The organism is Flagellimonas sp. CMM7, from assembly GCF_021390195.1.
Lineage (GTDB): Bacteria > Bacteroidota > Bacteroidia > Flavobacteriales > Flavobacteriaceae > Flagellimonas.
This window is the reverse complement of sequence record NZ_CP090003.1, coordinates 1237829-1254177: the sequence shown is the minus strand read 5'-3', so window position 1 is coordinate 1254177 and position 16349 is coordinate 1237829. Positions and strand designations below refer to the sequence as shown.

General features: G+C 38.4%; 13 protein-coding genes and 1 tRNA gene. 4 read left to right on the top strand and 10 right to left on the bottom strand.

Translation table 11 applies throughout. The features are described from left to right. Nucleotides 1-68 precede the first annotated feature (68 nt). Genes rfbA through rfbD form a run of 3 tightly spaced genes read left to right on the top strand, consistent with a single transcriptional unit; the run spans nt 69 to nt 2366 of the window. On the top strand, nt 69-929 hold the full coding sequence (rfbA, locus tag LV704_RS05695; RefSeq protein WP_163421310.1) for a glucose-1-phosphate thymidylyltransferase RfbA: 861 nt from the start codon (nt 69-71) through the stop codon (nt 927-929). A gap of 3 nt (nt 930-932) precedes the next feature. After that, nucleotides 933-1481, top strand: coding sequence for a dTDP-4-dehydrorhamnose 3,5-epimerase (gene rfbC / locus LV704_RS05690; RefSeq protein ID WP_163421311.1), 549 nt, complete (start codon nt 933-935; stop codon nt 1479-1481). Between the two features lie 15 nt (nt 1482-1496). Further along, the gene (gene rfbD, locus LV704_RS05685; RefSeq protein ID WP_163421312.1) at nt 1497-2366 is read left to right on the top strand and encodes a dTDP-4-dehydrorhamnose reductase; all 870 of its coding nucleotides are present in this window, start codon (nt 1497-1499) and stop codon (nt 2364-2366) included. Between the two features lie 248 nt (nt 2367-2614). On the opposite strand, the gene LV704_RS05680 is transcribed toward rfbD, so the two are convergent. From LV704_RS05680 to LV704_RS05670, 3 genes are all read right to left on the bottom strand, one after another. After that, nucleotides 2615-4060, bottom strand: a complete 1446-nt coding sequence (locus LV704_RS05680; RefSeq protein ID WP_163421313.1) for a serine hydrolase — start codon at nt 4058-4060, stop codon at nt 2615-2617. A 267-nt stretch (nt 4061-4327) separates the two neighbouring features. Next, nucleotides 4328-5428: a DUF4407 domain-containing protein gene (locus tag LV704_RS05675; RefSeq protein ID WP_163421314.1), complete on the bottom strand. Its 1101-nt coding sequence runs from the start codon at nt 5426-5428 to the stop codon at nt 4328-4330. Nucleotides 5429-5518: 90 nt separating this feature from the next. After that, entirely contained in the window at nt 5519-6907 is a 1389-nt protein-coding gene (locus tag LV704_RS05670) for a dipeptidase (RefSeq protein ID WP_163421315.1), read from the bottom strand. A gap of 95 nt (nt 6908-7002) precedes the next feature. Between LV704_RS05670 and LV704_RS05665 the strand changes: the two genes are divergently transcribed. Next, a tRNA-Leu gene (locus tag LV704_RS05665) sits at nt 7003-7084 on the top strand. Between the two features lie 437 nt (nt 7085-7521). On the opposite strand, the gene LV704_RS05660 is transcribed toward LV704_RS05665, so the two are convergent. Genes LV704_RS05660 through LV704_RS05630 form a run of 7 tightly spaced genes read right to left on the bottom strand, consistent with a single transcriptional unit; the run spans nt 7522 to nt 16248 of the window. After that, complete coding sequence (locus LV704_RS05660; RefSeq protein ID WP_163421316.1) at nt 7522-9105, bottom strand: hydantoinase/oxoprolinase N-terminal domain-containing protein; 1584 nt, start codon at nt 9103-9105, stop codon at nt 7522-7524. 4 nt (nt 9106-9109) lie between these two features. After that, nucleotides 9110-10192 (bottom strand): DUF917 domain-containing protein, encoded by a 1083-nt coding sequence (locus tag LV704_RS05655; protein WP_163421317.1) that lies wholly within the window; start codon nt 10190-10192, stop codon nt 9110-9112. A gap of 2 nt (nt 10193-10194) precedes the next feature. Continuing rightward, entirely contained in the window at nt 10195-11394 is a 1200-nt protein-coding gene (locus tag LV704_RS05650) for a cytosine permease (protein ID WP_163421318.1), read from the bottom strand. A 4-nt stretch (nt 11395-11398) separates the two neighbouring features. After that, complete coding sequence (locus LV704_RS05645) at nt 11399-11716, bottom strand: hypothetical protein (protein ID WP_163421319.1); 318 nt, start codon at nt 11714-11716, stop codon at nt 11399-11401. 5 nt (nt 11717-11721) lie between these two features. Further along, the gene (locus tag LV704_RS05640; protein WP_163421320.1) at nt 11722-12519 is read right to left on the bottom strand and encodes an aspartate/glutamate racemase family protein; all 798 of its coding nucleotides are present in this window, start codon (nt 12517-12519) and stop codon (nt 11722-11724) included. Nucleotide 12520: 1 nt separating this feature from the next. Next, a complete protein-coding gene (locus LV704_RS05635; protein ID WP_163421321.1) occupies nt 12521-14182 on the bottom strand; it encodes a hydantoinase B/oxoprolinase family protein in 1662 nt (553 codons plus the stop codon). Nucleotides 14183-14184: 2 nt separating this feature from the next. Further along, nucleotides 14185-16248 carry a hydantoinase/oxoprolinase family protein gene (locus tag LV704_RS05630; protein ID WP_163421322.1) on the bottom strand — a complete coding sequence of 688 codons (2064 nt, stop codon included), beginning with the start codon at nt 16246-16248 and terminating at the stop codon, nt 14185-14187. Nucleotides 16249-16349: the final 101 nt, after the last annotated feature.

Below are 16349 nucleotides of genomic sequence, written 5' to 3'. Positions count from 1 at the left end.
CCAAAGCAAGGATTGTTTTAATTATCAAAGATTACATGTGACGATTGAAAAACAATAAAAAATAACACATGAAAGGAATAATTTTAGCAGGAGGCTCAGGAACAAGATTGCACCCCATTACACTGGCGGTTAGCAAACAACTGATGCCCGTCTACGATAAACCCATGATCTATTACCCACTTTCCACATTGATTGAATCTGGAATCTGGGAAATATTGATTATCTCAACACCGCATGATCTGCCTATGTTCCAACGACTGTTGGGTGATGGGAGAAAGTACGGATGCAAGTTTGAGTATGCGGTACAAGAACACCCTAACGGGCTGGCGGAAGCTTTTATCATTGGCGAAGAATTTATAGGAAATGATAAGGTAGCTCTAGTATTGGGGGATAATATATTCTATGGAACAGGATTGGAAGAATTATTACAATCCAATAATGATCCAGATGGAGGCATTATTTATGCATACCATGTTACAGACCCAGAAAGGTATGGAGTTGTTGAGTTTGATGAAGATGGCAAGGTGATCTCGATTGAGGAAAAACCAACAAAACCAAAATCCAATTATGCGGTTCCAGGAATTTATTTTTATGATAATGATGTGGTAGAAATAGCAAAAAATATTCAGCCAAGTAAGCGGGGTGAGTTGGAGATAACGGACATAAACCAAGAATACTTAAAAAGAGGGAAGCTAAAAGTGAGTATTATGGATAGGGGTACAGCTTGGTTAGATACAGGAACTTTTCAATCGCTGATGCAAGCCTCACAATTTGTTCAAGTTATTGAAGAAAGACAGGGTCTTAAAATTGGTGCTATTGAATCTTCAGCCTATAAAATGGGATTCATCACCAAAAGTCAATTTAAAAAATTGACAGAACCATTCTTAAAGAGTGGTTATAGCAAACGATTGTTAGAAGCTTTGACATAAAATATGGAAGTTCATAATACAAAAATAGAAGGTTGTTTTATTATTGAACCCAAAGTGTTCGAAGATAAAAGAGGATATTTTTTTGAAAGCTACAACCAAGAAAAATTTGAAACATTAACCGGTGCAAAACCATTTTTTGTGCAAGACAATGAATCTTTTTCCTCAAAAGGAGTACTTAGGGGGCTTCATTTTCAAAAAGGAGAACATGCTCAGGCTAAATTAGTTCGTGTGTTGGATGGTGAAGTTTTGGATGTAGCTGTTGATATAAGACCGGAGTCCAAAACTTTTGGACAAGTGGTGTCAACATTACTTTCATCAAACAATAAAAAACAAATGTATATTCCAAAGGGGTGTGCACATGGTTTTGTAACTTTAAGCGACACTGCCAAGTTTTCTTATAAGTGCGATAACTTTTATAATGCAGCATCCGAAGGGGGTATCATCTATAACGATCCAACATTCAATATTGATTGGATATTGAATGAAGAGGATTTAATTATTTCTGAAAAGGATAAGTTTTTACCAGTTTTTAAAGAAGCCGTTCCCCATTAATTTTACACACATACTATGAAGATATTGGTTACAGGAGCATCTGGACAATTAGGAAGCACTTTTAAGTCCCTCGTTTCTAACGGACATGAAAAAGACTTGGATTTTGTGTTTAAATCTTCTTCAGAATTGGATATCACGGATTTTGATGAGGTGCGACGAGAGCTTGTTTCTTCAGACTATGCTTATTGTATTAATTGTGCGGCATTTACGAATGTAGACAAGGCGGAAGCTGAGAATGATTTAGCGTACAGGGTAAATGTTACGGGAGCTCGCAATTTGGCCATGAACTGTAATGAAAGTAAAACCATATTAATCCATATCTCTACGGATTTTGTTTTTGATGGATTCCTGAACACCCCATATTTAGAAGAAGATATTGCTAGGCCTATAGGTTTTTATGGCGATACCAAGTATAAGGGTGAACGCGCTATTATAAATAATGTTGAAGAGCATTTTATTATTAGAACTTCTTGGTTATACTCAGAGTTTGGACACAACTTTATGAAGACCATGTTAAAGTTAGGAAGTGAAAGAGATCAACTTTCCGTGGTCTATGATCAAGTTGGGACTCCAACCTATGCACTGGATTTAGCTAAGGTGGTTCTTCATATTATAAAAGCACACAGTATAGAATATGGCGTTTATAATTACAGTAATGAAGGTGTGGCAAGTTGGTATGATTTTGCAAAAGCTATTTTTGATAACTACAAAATTAATATTGATTTAAAACCAATTCTTTCCACTGAGTATCCTATGCCTGCCGAACGCCCAAAGTTTAGTGTTCTGGATAAGTCTAAAATCAAGAATACTTTTGAATTGGAGATCCCACATTGGAAGGACAGCCTTGCTGTTGCTTTAAAGGCTTACTCCAAGATTAATATCTGACTTCACGCTCTATTGTCATCCTGAGCATGTCTGCACTAGGCAAAGTCAAAGTGTCTAAAAAAGGGATGGTGGATTGACGCCAAATGGCAAATTGGAAGGGACTACACTTATCGTTTTGTATAACGTTCCGTTGCGATTTTGAATTTACGTTTTTTCGGCTAAATAGGATTATTTTTTATAGGAAAACAGATTCATTTAACCAACATCCGCCGCAATGGGCGTTATACATTGTTAGGTGCTGTTGGTTCTTACCTTATTTTTCGATACTCTCGTTTATTATTGATTATGAGCGTTACATTATTACTTTCTTGATTGAAAGCAAACTTATATTCACTTAATGTAGATGTGTCAATGAATATACTGTCAGAAATTTGAGTTAAATAGGAAAAGTTCCCATTCCAATGCCTATTCATTAATAACAGACTGTCACTTGGTTTTAATGAGATGATATATTTGCTTTCTGCATATTGATATTGACCTTCAAAATAGTTTATAAGGTTATCATTGTCTATATCTTGCGTAAATTCGACTATTTCTTTCGCAAAAGGATATCTCCAATCATAGTGACTTGCGATTGATCTCAAAATTTCCTGGATTAAATATCTGCTTGCATATGAATTTGTCATTACCATTGCTCCATTGCAATTGTCATTTTCTGTAAATCCAATAAATTCGCAACGATACCCTTTGTTTGTTCCACGAAAGGAAAATACCGTTGGATTTTCCTTGTCATCAACAAAAAAGCCTAAGTCTAACATTATCTTAGCACTTTCATCAGTTAGATAGCTATTCGGTTTCTCATTTAGAGAGTCACCAATTGCCTTAATAAATTTTAATATATCAGAAGGATTCGTCCATAAGCCTGCCGCAGCTAGTTCTGGATAAAACCTCCACCCATTATCAACCTTACTTTTGTCATAATTATATCCGACAGCTACATTTTTGCTTTTGTCCTCAAAAGCTGGATTGAAAAAGCTTGAATTCATTTTTAAGGGTTTCAATACTAATGAGTCCATTACATCGGGATATCCTTTACCCGAAACATCTTCGATGAGTTTTTGAATAACGACGTATCCACCCCCAGAATAAGACCAATCTGTACCAGGTTCAAATTTTAACTTGACCATATCATTATTTGCTGGATTAGTTCCGTTCAAAATACTTATTAAATCAGGAAGACTATCATGGTTTTTGTATCCTTGAAATCCACCTACTGTTAGTCCAGATTTATGCGATAGTAGTTGACGTAAAGTTACTTTAGTAGAATCCTTGTAATTTGAATAGTCTATTTTCCAATCTCTTAGGTACATATTTACATCTGAATCTAAGGCTATCAAATTAGCCTCTACCATTTTTAATATCGCGAGACAAGTTAATGGCTTGCTTACAGATGCAGCTTGAAACATAGTATTGGAATCAATAGAATCTTTTAGTTCAACATTTCGAACTCCATATCCTTTTTTTATTCGGACCGTGTCTTTTTCTATCACTGCAATGCTAACGCCAGGAACGCCATAGTATTCCATTCGTTCATAGATGCTGAACTCACCATTTTTGTTATTTACTGTAGCAGTTGTAATTAAACCATTTTCAATTTTCCCTATATCCAAATCCAATTTGGAATCGGGAAGTTCTTTGCATCCTAAGATTATTAATCCTAATGAAAGTACGGTTAATTTGATTGATGCTTTCATGTTCAGAATAGTATTGTATATAATAGCAAACGTGAAATTTGTCAATAGATTATTATAATGCCAGGGTTGTTAAATAATAAATGACATGTTGAATTTATTGGCTAATTGCACCTAACTAAAAGGATATGAATTCGTTTTAATGATTTATATCCTACGATAAGTGAAGTTCGGGAATTTTAAGCTAAGATTCAAGGGCTAATTGATGAATGAAAGTCATGCATTAACAAATTAGGAAAGAGATTAAAATTGTTCAACTCACAAAGCCAGTTACAACCCTTTTATCTGTACTTTATGAAATGAATCTGCTTGTAATTTAAGCAGCTCTTGAGCCTTTTCTTTTTTATAGCGATACAGTTCTTCCTCATTTTTAATGTCCTCATAAATCTTCTGATTGAGTTCACCATCAGTGGAGAATAAAAGCTTGCGTTGTGCAACTTTTTGGGTAACCCAAGTGGCAACTACACTTTCTTGCTCCTCAAACTTATAATCGTATTCACCTTTTGGTGCCAGTAATTTAGCAATGATAGGGGCGGTTTCAATGGCCAAAAACAACAGAAAAATAAAAAATGAAGGTAGCCAGGGTAATTTGCCCAATGCATTGATACGGGCCATAAGTCCATCAAAACCATCAATGATAGGTTGAGAATTGGTTACCGCCGCGGTATAATCTGAACCTAGGTTTGCAATTTGAGTTTCTAGTGCACTTATTTTCTGTGCATTACCCTCTTTTAATTGTCTTAATTCAGCCAAAAAAGCATCATGTTTTTCGCGTTTTTCCTTATAAACGGGCCCTTTTCCCAAAAGACCAGTGCCTGCCGTACCCTCAGCTTCTGAAATGTAGGTGTCATAAAGTGCATTGGTTTCCGCTTCTTTGTTCACTACCTCATTTTTTAACCTTGAAATTTCTTGGTTTAAGCTTTCAATTTTAGGATTGTATTGTAAGGCTATCTGTTCTTGATTGGCCAAGGTCATGGCATTTTTTTCTTCCAAGAGGACTTGATTGATTTCCTTTTCAAAAATCTTCATTTCAAGAGGTTTGGAAATGACAATGGCGATGATGATAGCAAGAATAATCCTTGGTGCTGCTTGTAGCAATTCACTTTTAAAATTATCACGTTTTTTTATGGTTGAAACAATATAGCGGTCCAAGTTAAAAATCAACAGGCCCCAAATCAATCCAAAGAAAATGGAAGTAAATACATTGTCAAAAACGGTATAAAGGGCATACCCGCTGGCAATAAAGGCCATTACGGCTGTAAAGAAAACAGTAGCGCCTATACCAGCATATTTGTTGCGTTCCCCATTAGAGCAAGTTTCTAAAATTTGGGTGTCCGCTCCCGAGCAGAAAATAAAAAAGCGTTGTAACATGATAGTGTTCGTTTTAAGTTTGATAGACTATTAGAACGCAAACACTATTGATTTGTTACAAGAAAATCCCTAAAATCAGGGGTTTAACGTTTATTTAGTAAGCTCTGTAAAGTATTTATAAAAGTATGGAATGGTCTCAATCCCTTTTAGATAATTCCAAACACCAAAGTGTTCATTAGGGGAGTGAATGGCATCACTATCCAAGCCAAAGCCCATTAAAATGGTCTTACTTTCTAAAACTTGTTCAAAAAGGGCAACAATAGGAATGCTTCCGCCTGTTCTTTCCGGGATAGGTGTTTTATTAAAGGTAGTTTCATAGGCTTTTGCCGCCGCCTGATAACCTATGCTGTCCATATTGGTGACGTAAGGAAGCCCGCCATGATGTGGCGTCACCTTAACCTTCACGCCTTTTGGAGCAATGGATTCAAAATGTGTGGTGAACAATTCGGTGATTTCATCAGGATCTTGATCAGGGACCAAACGCATGGAAATTTTTGCATAGGCTTTGCTGGCAATTACAGTTTTTGCACCTTCGCCAGTATATCCACCCCAGATTCCATTAACGTCCAAAGTAGGTCGAATAGAATATCTTTCTGAAGTTGTAAATCCTTTTTCACCTTGAACATCAGCTATATCCAAAGCTTTTTTATAATCATCTAAATTAAATGGTGCTTTTGCCATTTCTGCACGCTCCGCAGCTGAAACTTCCTCAACCCTATCATAAAAACCTGGAATGGTAATATGATTGTTTTCATCATGTAAAGAGGCGATCATTTTATTTAAGACGTTGATGGGATTGGGTACGGCTCCACCATATATTCCTGAGTGGAGATCACGATTGGGGCCGGTAACTTCTACTTCAACATAGCTCAAACCTCTTAACCCTGTTGTTATGGAAGGAACATCATTTGCAATCATTCCTGTGTCAGAGATAAGAATGATATCATTTGATAGTTTTTCTTTGTGTTCGGTAAGGAAGTCTGCCAAACTATCGCTTCCCACTTCTTCCTCGCCTTCAATCATGAGTTTTACATTACATGGTAAAACATCGTTCTTGATCATAAATTCAACAGCTTTAACATGCATGAACATTTGGCCTTTATCGTCACAAGCTCCTCTAGCAAAAATTGCGCCTTCTGGATGCAATTCCGTTTTTTTGATGACGGGCTCAAATGGAGGTGAAGTCCATAACTCCATTGGATCTGGCGGTTGCACATCATAATGTCCATAAACAAGTACTGTAGGTAGACTAGGGTCTATGATTTTCTCTCCGTAAACAACAGGATAGCCTTTTGTTTTGCAGATTTCTGTTTTGTCGCAGCCAGCAGCTATAAGAGATTTCTCAACCATTTTGGCGGTTTCTAAAACATCTTTGGAAAAAGCGGCATCAGCACTAATTGATGGTATTTTAAGTAATTCGACCAATTCAGAAATAAATCGATCTTTATGCGTTGTGATGTATTCTTTGATTTGTTCCATGTAAAGTTTTAAAAGGGCACTAAAAGTACAAAAAACAAGTTTTTAAAATAGTGTATTTGCAAATCCGAAAATTGATTTATATTTGCACTCCTTTTGCGGGCGTGGTGGAATTGGTAGACACGCTAGACTTAGGATCTAGTGCCGCAAGGTGTGAGAGTTCGAGTCTCTCCGCCCGCACAGCAAGGCTTAAGCCGACTTTTAAGAGTCGGCTTTTTTTATTTTAGTACAACATTAATACAACATAATTTTAAAATTAACCCAATATCCTCCAAAAACTAATACCAATTGAACCGATTTGCACTCATTTGACTAGTCATTAAGTGCCATTTTTGATTTTTAGTTAAATTCACTAGACCAAGAATCTAGGGACATTTTTTTAGTAATTTAAGTCATTAATGTTGACCTTTCGGTGGACGTTGAGAAAGTTTAAACAAAAGTGGGATTAAATACACCCAATTGTTTGTAGAAGTAGTTGCGAAAAACGTTCCCATTAAGGAGTTTAAATGAGACTTTTAAAGTTAGTATAGATAGTTCCTTATAACTTAATACTTGCGGTTATAGCTGTTCACGCTAATACCTATGCATACACCAAATGTATTTTTTTAGAATATCCATTACCTTAACAAATCTCCACAAAGCTTCACTTTCAGTTTAACAGCTCCAGGAAGATAGGCTAAGGGTATTGATTCTTTTGCCAGTACATTGATGCTATCTTCAAACGCTCCGTTTTTCAATAACTCAATTTTGACCTTTTGTAGTAGTTTTTCCAAGGCTTTGCTTTCATCTTTTTGCATAGTGTTGATCACCATTTCTTCCTCACAGCCTATTTGAGCAATACAAGCACCGAATGCGTTGGCCACTTCCAAGTGTTCCGGAAAAATTACGCTAGAAGCACCGTTAATTTCTTTGGGCAACAAGAATGATCCGCCACCGCAGGCAATTACAGGAATTTCTTTGGAATCTGTTTTTAGCTTGTCAACTAACTTTTCAATAGTTATTTGAATCTGATGCTTCACTTCGGATAGAGCTTCTGTAAATGTTTTTTTTGTAATTTTTTCTATTACTTCAATCAGGTTTGATGCTTTTTCAGCATCTTCTATTTCCAATTCCTTGTTAGCCAAAAAGAAATCAGAAAGGGTTAATGTATCGCCTTCAAATGCTATGGCTTTTTCCTTAAGTCTATACCCAACCGAATCTGGACCCAGATGACATTTATTACCCGAAAACCTGACAATGGTACCCCCGCCAATTCCAACCGCTACGACATCTGGCATTCTAAAATTTGTAAGAACTCCCCCTATTTGAGCTGCCTGCGTGCTTTCCCTAGGAAAAAAGTTGACCAATACGCCTCCATCAGAGGTAGTTCCCCCAACATCTATTACAATGCCATTTTCTACTTTTGACAGCGCTCCCGCACCGCGAATACTGTTGGTAGGTCCGGAAGAAATTGTGAGTACTGGATAGTCTTGTACTTGGTCCAATGACATAAGGGTGCCATCATTTTGACCAATGAACAATTGCGAGGATAGACCTAAACCATGCACTGTATCTTTAAACGCATTCACCATTTTAGAAGCTACGCCTTGCAGTGCTGCATTTAAAATGGCGGCGTTTTCACGTTCTAACAAGCCTAGCCCACCAAGTTGATGGGAACAACTTGTTCTTACACCTTTACCCAAAATTTCCTTGGCCCAGGCAGCTACCTGTAATTCTTGATCGGGCAGGGTTTTGGAAAAAATGCCAGTAATGGCCAAAGACTCTACTTGACCCTTCATTTCATGAAGACATTTTTTTACTTCTTCCTCGTTCAAGGGACTAATCAGTCGACCATCAAATTCATATCCACCATGTACCATATAATTATGTTTTCCTAGAAGTGCTTTCAGGTCTTTAGGGAAATCTGCCATAGTCGGTATGGAACTGCTTGCTGGAAGGCCTATTCTAATAGCTCCAATTTTGTTCAATTCTTTTCGTTCCACCAGCGCATTTGTGCAATGTGTTGTACCCAACATGACATATTTGATATCCTCTTTTGGAATCTTATCTTGGGAAATAACAGCATCAATAGCATTCTTAATGCCAGTGCTAACATCTAGTGTTGTTGTCTGCTTGGTTTTGGCCAATATTTCATTGGTATGTGACACCAATACAGCATCCGTATTGGTACCTCCAACATCAACCCCTATTTTGTAATACATACTTTTAGTTTTTATTCAATTCCTCGATAGGAACAAATTTTTCTTCATAACCGAACTTTTGCGGGCCTCCTAAAGCTATTCCCTTTGGTGTTCTCCATTGCCCATCGGCTCTCATACCTAAAACCACTACTCTGGTGCCATATTGAACCGATTCAGCAGTAATGGGCTGTGCGTTTTCTGCATCTATAAGTACAATCAAATCTGGAGTAATGGCAACAGGTTCCCCGTCTTTTTTAGCCATTAAAAATTCATTCTGAAAATCCAATTCCATAAACGATCCTTGGTTTTCATCAAGTCCCATAATCTCACAAATTCCCTTATTCCATCGGCCTTCTGTTTTGATAGCAACATTGCTGATTTTACCTGTAAAAAGTTTAATGGCAGAGGCTTCTTTAATTAAAGAATTAAGTGGGCTTAGGTTTTTCTCTTTTGCATCAAGGATAGCTTTTCCAAGTTTTTGGGCATAAGTGACAATACCATGCACAGCAGTTTTCTTAACTTGTTCCCCGCTCATTGGATAGCATCCAATGGCACAACTACCCCCCATTTGAATTGTTGTCGCCCCGACTAGGGTTTCTCCCCATACATTATCAATAGTATGGTATATGTTTCTGTTTCCTTTTTCATCAGCTTGAGCTATAGGGGAAACGGGAATATCATGTAACGTAAAGGTGACCATTTCCAAACGGGGAAATGCCCTTCCCATACCATCGGCATCCACTATGGGAATATTTTTTTGTGCGGCAACCGCAAACGGGATTACGCCATTAAGCCCCCCAGCTTCGGCTGGCATAATGGCATCTATTTTTTTACCCAAATATTCTTCCATCATTTCAAAGGCCTTGATGAATTCATTTCCTGAAAAAAGCTTTTCCACAAGAATCATAGGTGCCCCAAAAGCTGCTATCGGAACTACCAAAGCGTCATCCTTCAATTCTTTTGCGGAGACAAGGGCAACTTCACCATAAGTATCTATGGCTTGTTTTACCAAAAGCTTACCAATATAGGGATCACCACCACCTCCTGTACCTAAAACGGTTGACCCCATGGCTATATATTCAATGTCCGATTTGCTGATTTTTCGCATACTTACTTTATAATTTTTTTAAGGATGTAATAAACCAATGCCCCCACAACAATCCCCAATATGTTTTTAATAGGGGAGTCCATAAGCAGCATTAATACTACTCCTGTTCCCCATGAGAGAATTCCTATCCAATTTACTTTCTGGGCTTTTTGTTGATATGTTTTAGCGATATAATAATCTGAGATTATTACTCCTGCTATTGGAGTTATGGTAATGGTGAGAAGGGTAATAAAGCTCATGAAATGGGATAGTATTCCAATAGCCGCAAGTAGTATCCCAACAATTCCGATCAATAATGTGGTTTTGGAGCGTGAGTCCTCACTTAGTTTAAAAAGATCATTGAAGGCCAATCCAGAGGAATAGATGTTCATAACGTTGGATGTCCACGTAGCTAGAATAAGAATAGACATTGCAAAAAATGGAAACCCTAAGCTGGAAAATATTTCAACGATGTCATAAGTTCCTTGAGTAATTGCTAAAATTGCTCCAATGGCCAGCAGGCATAATGCTGAAGGGATGATTCCAAAAATTGAACCTAAAACGGCATCCCGTTTTGTTGCTGCAAAACGATTGTAATCAGGAGAAATTACCCCTCCTACTGAGATAAAGCCGATGGTAAGTCCTATAGCTTGTAAAAAGGGCATTTTGCTTACTGGCTTAAAATCCAGCACATCCTGAAAACTATGGGTTTTAAAGGTGATAACGAGTCCGTAAATCAGTAACAAAACAATGGCAGGTACTGCTATATAATTAAGCCATTTCAGGTATTTGAATCCAAAAACTGCAGTGAGTACCATAATAATTCCCCAAAAGACCGATGTTACCCATATTGGGATATCAGGCCCTCCCATTTCTAAGAGTATTTTCGAAAAGGAAGCCCCAGCAATATTACTTTGGATTCCAAACCACCCTAAGGTAGATAAGCCAATGACCAACGCAACGATTATCTTGGCACCATTCTCACCAAAACTGCTCGAAGCCAACGCAACAGTCGCTTTTCTTCTTTCAACTGCTGCCATGCTCAAGAAAGACATGAAGAGTACTACAAAGCTAAAACCAATAAGACCAGCCCAAATTGATGTATTGAAACTTAAGGCAGCTATTAAAGTACTACCAATGAGCAGTGCGGGTACGCTAACGATACCTCCGAACCAAATACCGGCAAGACTATACCATTTTGTGTTAGTTTGATTGTTTTCCATTTTATTATGTCTTGATTAGCATATAAAGGAGTTTTGTGTCCTCCAGAATGTTTCCTGCTTGGGCCTCGAAAGCTTCCAGATAAACGACATCCCCTGACTTTAGGTAACCCTTAATTGATCCATCTTCATTGAGCATTTCAATATTTCCCTGTTGAATAATCGAAATTTCATGACTTGGATGTCTTGTAAAACCTACTTCCGGAATCCGGGTTCCCTTTTTTAGAAACACGGTGCCAAATTGAAACTCTACCTGCTCTTTCTGAATGTGAAAAAGAGATTTGTTGTAATGTTCATCGGGCAGTGGATATGTTATTTTTTTCATTTCCATTAGCTCACGATAATTCTATTACCAAATTGATATTCATCCGAAAACAGTCCAAATTGCGCGATATCTTGTTCTAATGGAGGTTCACAACTCCATTTTCTTGAGGGCTTCCATCCATATTGTTTTTTTAAAATGGCCGCTTGCTCTGCCTGTTTCAAAGCAGCAAGAGAAGGATCAATAACGGGTACTTCAAGTTTGTCCTGAATCTCTTTAAAGAAACCAAATTCGCAAGTACAACCCAATATGACGGATTCTGCAAAATCTTCTTTAACAGCTTTTTCTGCAGCTCTAAATAAATTATTAGCAGTAATATCATGATCTTTTTGAAACTCACAGACATTCATGCCAACATCCCTAAAGGATGCCAAATGTCCTCCATAACCATATTCCTTTATGGTAGAGTGCATTTCATGCTCCCATTTTTTTTGACCGATGATTACAGAAAATTTATTGGATAGTTTTAAGGCAATTTCGATTGAAGACTGACAAGGAGCAACAACTACCATATCGCCAGAAATTTCTCTAACATCCAATAAATAGGGGTCATAAAAACAACCAACGATCAGTGCATCAAAACCATCTGCTGAAGCTTGGCGCGTGGCCTTAATCAAATCTGAGGCAATGAGTGCGTTGTAGGTTCTATACTCTAGGTTATCCATTTGACCTACGGTTGGGTTCAAAGAGGTGACATGTACTTCAGTGTTCGAATACTTATTTTCTTTGATCATTTCGGCAAAAAATGCGTCGTACGAGTCAAAACCAACTGGGTTTAAATACATGATTTTTAGAACATCTTCCATATTAAATACTGTAGAATTCTTTTGCTTCTTTTTTACTTATGTACCCGTTTTTCACATCTAAGAGAACATTTTCCTTTGGGCGATTTTTAGGATCTCCATAACCCCCGCCTGTAGCGGTAACACATCTTACGATATCTCCTTTATCCAAGGCAATGTTGGTTCCCAAACTATGTCTTTCTTCCGTCCCATCTTTTCGAATAAGCAAGAAGTAATTATAGGATCCATCATGACCACCATTCATACCCCAGGTTTTTGTTTTCTCACCCAAAAATGCGGCTGTGACATGAGCTCCATCGGAAACAATTTTGTAATCTACATACTGCCCATTTCCTCCTTGAAATTCGCCATATCCACCGCCTTCATTGTGAAAGGCATATTGTTCTACCTGGATACCGTAGCGCATTTCTCGGATTTCAATTGGAATGTTATAGGATTCACCACTACCACAGGAGAGTTGCCCACGGTTTCCGTCATGTGATGAGGAAGCTCCCCATCCACCTGCCAAAGGTTCGGCCTGAATATAAAATTGTCCGGTGTCCGGATGCATACCTGAAATGAACGTAGCACAGACAGAACGTAAATGCCCAGCTGGTAACTTATCCGGAATCATTGGCGCCAATATCTTCCAAATTAAATCGATGGACGTGATTAAAACTTCATAGTAAACCGATACTGCCGAAGGGGCTTCCGCGCTAACAATGGTTCCCGGTTCACAGATAACTTTCATTGGCCTGAACGCGCCTCCGTTGGCATCCATTCGTGGTGTGGTTATGGCCTTAAAAAGACTTCGGCAACCTGTGACCAAGCCACTAAAAGCCAGATTGGTAGCACCTTTTACTTGTGGATGAGAACCATTAAAATCAGCTATAAATTCATTATCTGTCACTGTTATTTTAGCCTTGATAGGAAAGGGTCCTTCACCAAAACCATTGTCTTCAATTTCGGTTGTTCCTTCATACACTCCATTTGGAATCTGCTTAAGGGCTTCAATACACATGCGCTCCCCATAATCGAGGAAATCTTCTTTGGCTTTTATAAATGTTTTCAAGCCATATTTTTTAATGATTGAAATCACCCTTCGTGCACCTACTTCTGCTGCTGCAATTCCGGCATAGAGATCACCAAGCGTGCTGTCCGGTAATCGCACGTTGGATTTGATGAGGTCAACAATAGCTTCATTGACTTCACCTTTTGCTCGTACTTTTATGAATGGGAAATGCAATCCTTCCTGATAAATTTCTGTGGCTATTGTTGAAACAGAACCTGGAAATGTCCCCCCCAACTCGGTCCAGTGTGCTTTATTGACTGTAAATGCGACCAGTTCATTTTTATAAAAAACAGGATATATCACCGACACATCTGACAGGTGGGTTCCACCACCCGCATAAGGTGTATTGGCAATGACCACATCTCCTTCTTCCAATGCGTTTTCTCCATTGAATTTCTCCAAAGTGGCCCTTACAACAGAATCCAAGGCAGCCAAAAATGCGGTTACTCCGTTACCTTGGGCCAATAGTTCCCCTTTGGAGTCTGTAATACCTACCGCATAGTCGAGTGATTCGTATATAATAGGGCTCATGCTGGTGCGCTGTAAAGTCTGAAACATTTCATCGCCAGCCGCAACCAATGCATCCTGAATGATTTCTAAAGTGAATTTTTCCATTGCTAGACTTTTTGTAAGGTTAGAATTAGGTTACCATATTCATCAACATTCATTATGTGCAAGGGAGTAACTAAAGTGGTGGTTGCCTTTTCGGCAATTACAGCTGGTCCCTTGATGCTCATTTTTGGCTCTAACAGATTTCTGTGGTAAAATGTGGTTTGATGAATTCCCAAATCGTCAAAATCAACCTCTCTGGTGTCAAAGCGTGCATCCTCTACTTTTTTACCAAGGGTCTCCAATTTTGGAAAGTCTGGTTTGTCAACTACCACTTCGGCCACCAAATGAAAGTTCACCAATTCAACAGTGGCATCCAGTTCAAAAGAATAATGCTTTTTATGTTCTTTATGGAAATATTCGATTATGGTATCCAAAGGAGTATGGTCGTCAAAGTTGGACAACAGCACTTTTACATAGTGTTCTTGACCAGCATAACGCAAATCGGTATAATAAGTAAACTTGATATCGTCTTTTGTATAGCCATCCAATTTGAAATTTTTAATGGCTTCATTTTCCATTTCTGCGAAGGTTGATTGGATAATGGTCCTTTGTTTTAATTCCAGGGTTATCACATTGGTTCTGATAAAGTCTCTTCGTATATCCGACATGAGCATTCCAAAAGCAGAGAATACACCCGCGTGCGGAGGGACAATCAGTTCGGCTACTTGAAGTTCCCTAGCGAGATCCACCCCATGCATTGAGCCCCCACCTCCAATGACAACCATGGTAAAATCTCGGGGGTCATGGCCTTTGTTTACGGAAATAAGCTTTAATGCATTTACCATATTGGAATTGGCAATTCGCAGAATGCCTTTTGCAATGTCTTCTTTTGATGCATTTAATGATTCGCATAGAGGTTTGGCGGCTGTTTCGATACTTGAGTAATCAGGTTGTAACTCCCCTCCCAAAAAATAATCGGGATGTATGCGCCCAGTGATAATATTGGCGTCCGTAGTAGTCAGATTTTTTCCGCCACGACCGTAAGCGGCAGGCCCCGGCATTGCACCTGCACTTTTAGGTCCAACATGCATTTTTCCTCCTTCATCTATCCAAGCAATACTTCCGCCTCCATTTCCAATCTCAACAATATCGATTACGGGTGTTTGAATGGGGTATCCAGCCTCTGTCCTTGAATGTTCTATCTTATAGTTGGTGGTAATTTTTACCTGGCCATTTTCAACTAAAGCACATTTGGCGGTGGTCCCGCCAATATCCAAAACAATCAAGTTCTTTTTTCCAATGACCCTTCCTAAGGCTATCGCTCCAAAAACACCACTAGCAGGACCAGATTCTACCATGGTAATCGGATTACTCTTTACATCATTCAAGGTAGTAATGCCTCCATTTGATTGCATGATGTAAGGGGAATCACGGAGTCCTTTAAGTTTTAATTTTTCTTTGAGCTGATTCAAATATTTTTTGGCAATGGGTAAAACATAGCCGGACAATACTGTTGAACTTGTTCGTTCATATTCACGCCATTCCCTGGTCACCTGATGAGATGCGATTATTTCTATATTATTGACCAGTTTGGACAATTCTTGAACAAGCTTTATTTCGTGCTCTGGATTTTTATATGCATGTAAAAGGCATACGGCAATGGATTCAACGTTTTCTTCTTTACAGGTTTTTAGGATGGCCTTGAGCGTCGCCATGTTTAATTCTTTGATTACCTCACCCTTGTAATTCATTCGTTCCTCTACCTCAAACCTTAAATACCTGGGTACAAAAGGAGGTTGTTTTATAAAGTTGAAGTTGAACAAATCGGGCCTATTACATCGTGCTATTTCCAGTACATCCCGAAACCCTTTTGTGGTTATCAAAGCCGTTTTTGCACCCTTACGTTCGGTAAGTGCATTGATGACAACGGTGGTGCCATGTGCAAAGAATTCAATCTCTTTTAAATCTACATTTCCTTTTTCGATGGTATCTAGTATACCCTGTTCAAAATTGGAAGGTGTGGTATCCGATTTTGCGACTTTTACACCAGTCGGCCTGCCCGTTTTCTTGTCAAATTCCAAGCATACCAGGTCTGTAAAAGTCCCGCCAATATCTGTTGCGACTCTCATAGTATTATTAATAAATTTTAAAGAAAGCCACTAAGGTGTTTTATTAGTGGCTTTGCATTTGCAATGGATCACTTAAACTAACTCAAAATAGTGCTGTTATG

What these genes read in the sequence shown, in the direction of transcription:
- LV704_RS05660 (WP_163421316.1), bottom strand. Translation starts at nt 9,105, where the DNA reads ATGTATTACAAAATAGGGGTTGATGTTGGAGGTACCAATACGGATGCT.
- LV704_RS05655 (WP_163421317.1), bottom strand. Translation starts at nt 10,192, where the DNA reads ATGCGAAAAATCAGCAAATCGGACATTGAATATATAGCCATGGGGTCA.
- LV704_RS05635 (WP_163421321.1), bottom strand. Translation starts at nt 14,182, where the DNA reads ATGGAAAAATTCACTTTAGAAATCATTCAGGATGCATTGGTTGCGGCT.
- rfbD (WP_163421312.1), top strand. Translation starts at nt 1,497, where the DNA reads ATGAAGATATTGGTTACAGGAGCATCTGGACAATTAGGAAGCACTTTT.
- LV704_RS05645 (WP_163421319.1), bottom strand. Translation starts at nt 11,716, where the DNA reads ATGAAAAAAATAACATATCCACTGCCCGATGAACATTACAACAAATCT.
- LV704_RS05675 (WP_163421314.1), bottom strand. Translation starts at nt 5,428, where the DNA reads ATGTTACAACGCTTTTTTATTTTCTGCTCGGGAGCGGACACCCAAATT.
- LV704_RS05670 (WP_163421315.1), bottom strand. Translation starts at nt 6,907, where the DNA reads ATGGAACAAATCAAAGAATACATCACAACGCATAAAGATCGATTTATT.
- LV704_RS05680 (WP_163421313.1), bottom strand. Translation starts at nt 4,060, where the DNA reads ATGAAAGCATCAATCAAATTAACCGTACTTTCATTAGGATTAATAATC.
- LV704_RS05630 (WP_163421322.1), bottom strand. Translation starts at nt 16,248, where the DNA reads ATGAGAGTCGCAACAGATATTGGCGGGACTTTTACAGACCTGGTATGC.
- LV704_RS05650 (WP_163421318.1), bottom strand. Translation starts at nt 11,394, where the DNA reads ATGGAAAACAATCAAACTAACACAAAATGGTATAGTCTTGCCGGTATT.
- LV704_RS05640 (WP_163421320.1), bottom strand. Translation starts at nt 12,519, where the DNA reads ATGGAAGATGTTCTAAAAATCATGTATTTAAACCCAGTTGGTTTTGAC.
- rfbA (WP_163421310.1), top strand. Translation starts at nt 69, where the DNA reads ATGAAAGGAATAATTTTAGCAGGAGGCTCAGGAACAAGATTGCACCCC.
- rfbC (WP_163421311.1), top strand. Translation starts at nt 933, where the DNA reads ATGGAAGTTCATAATACAAAAATAGAAGGTTGTTTTATTATTGAACCC.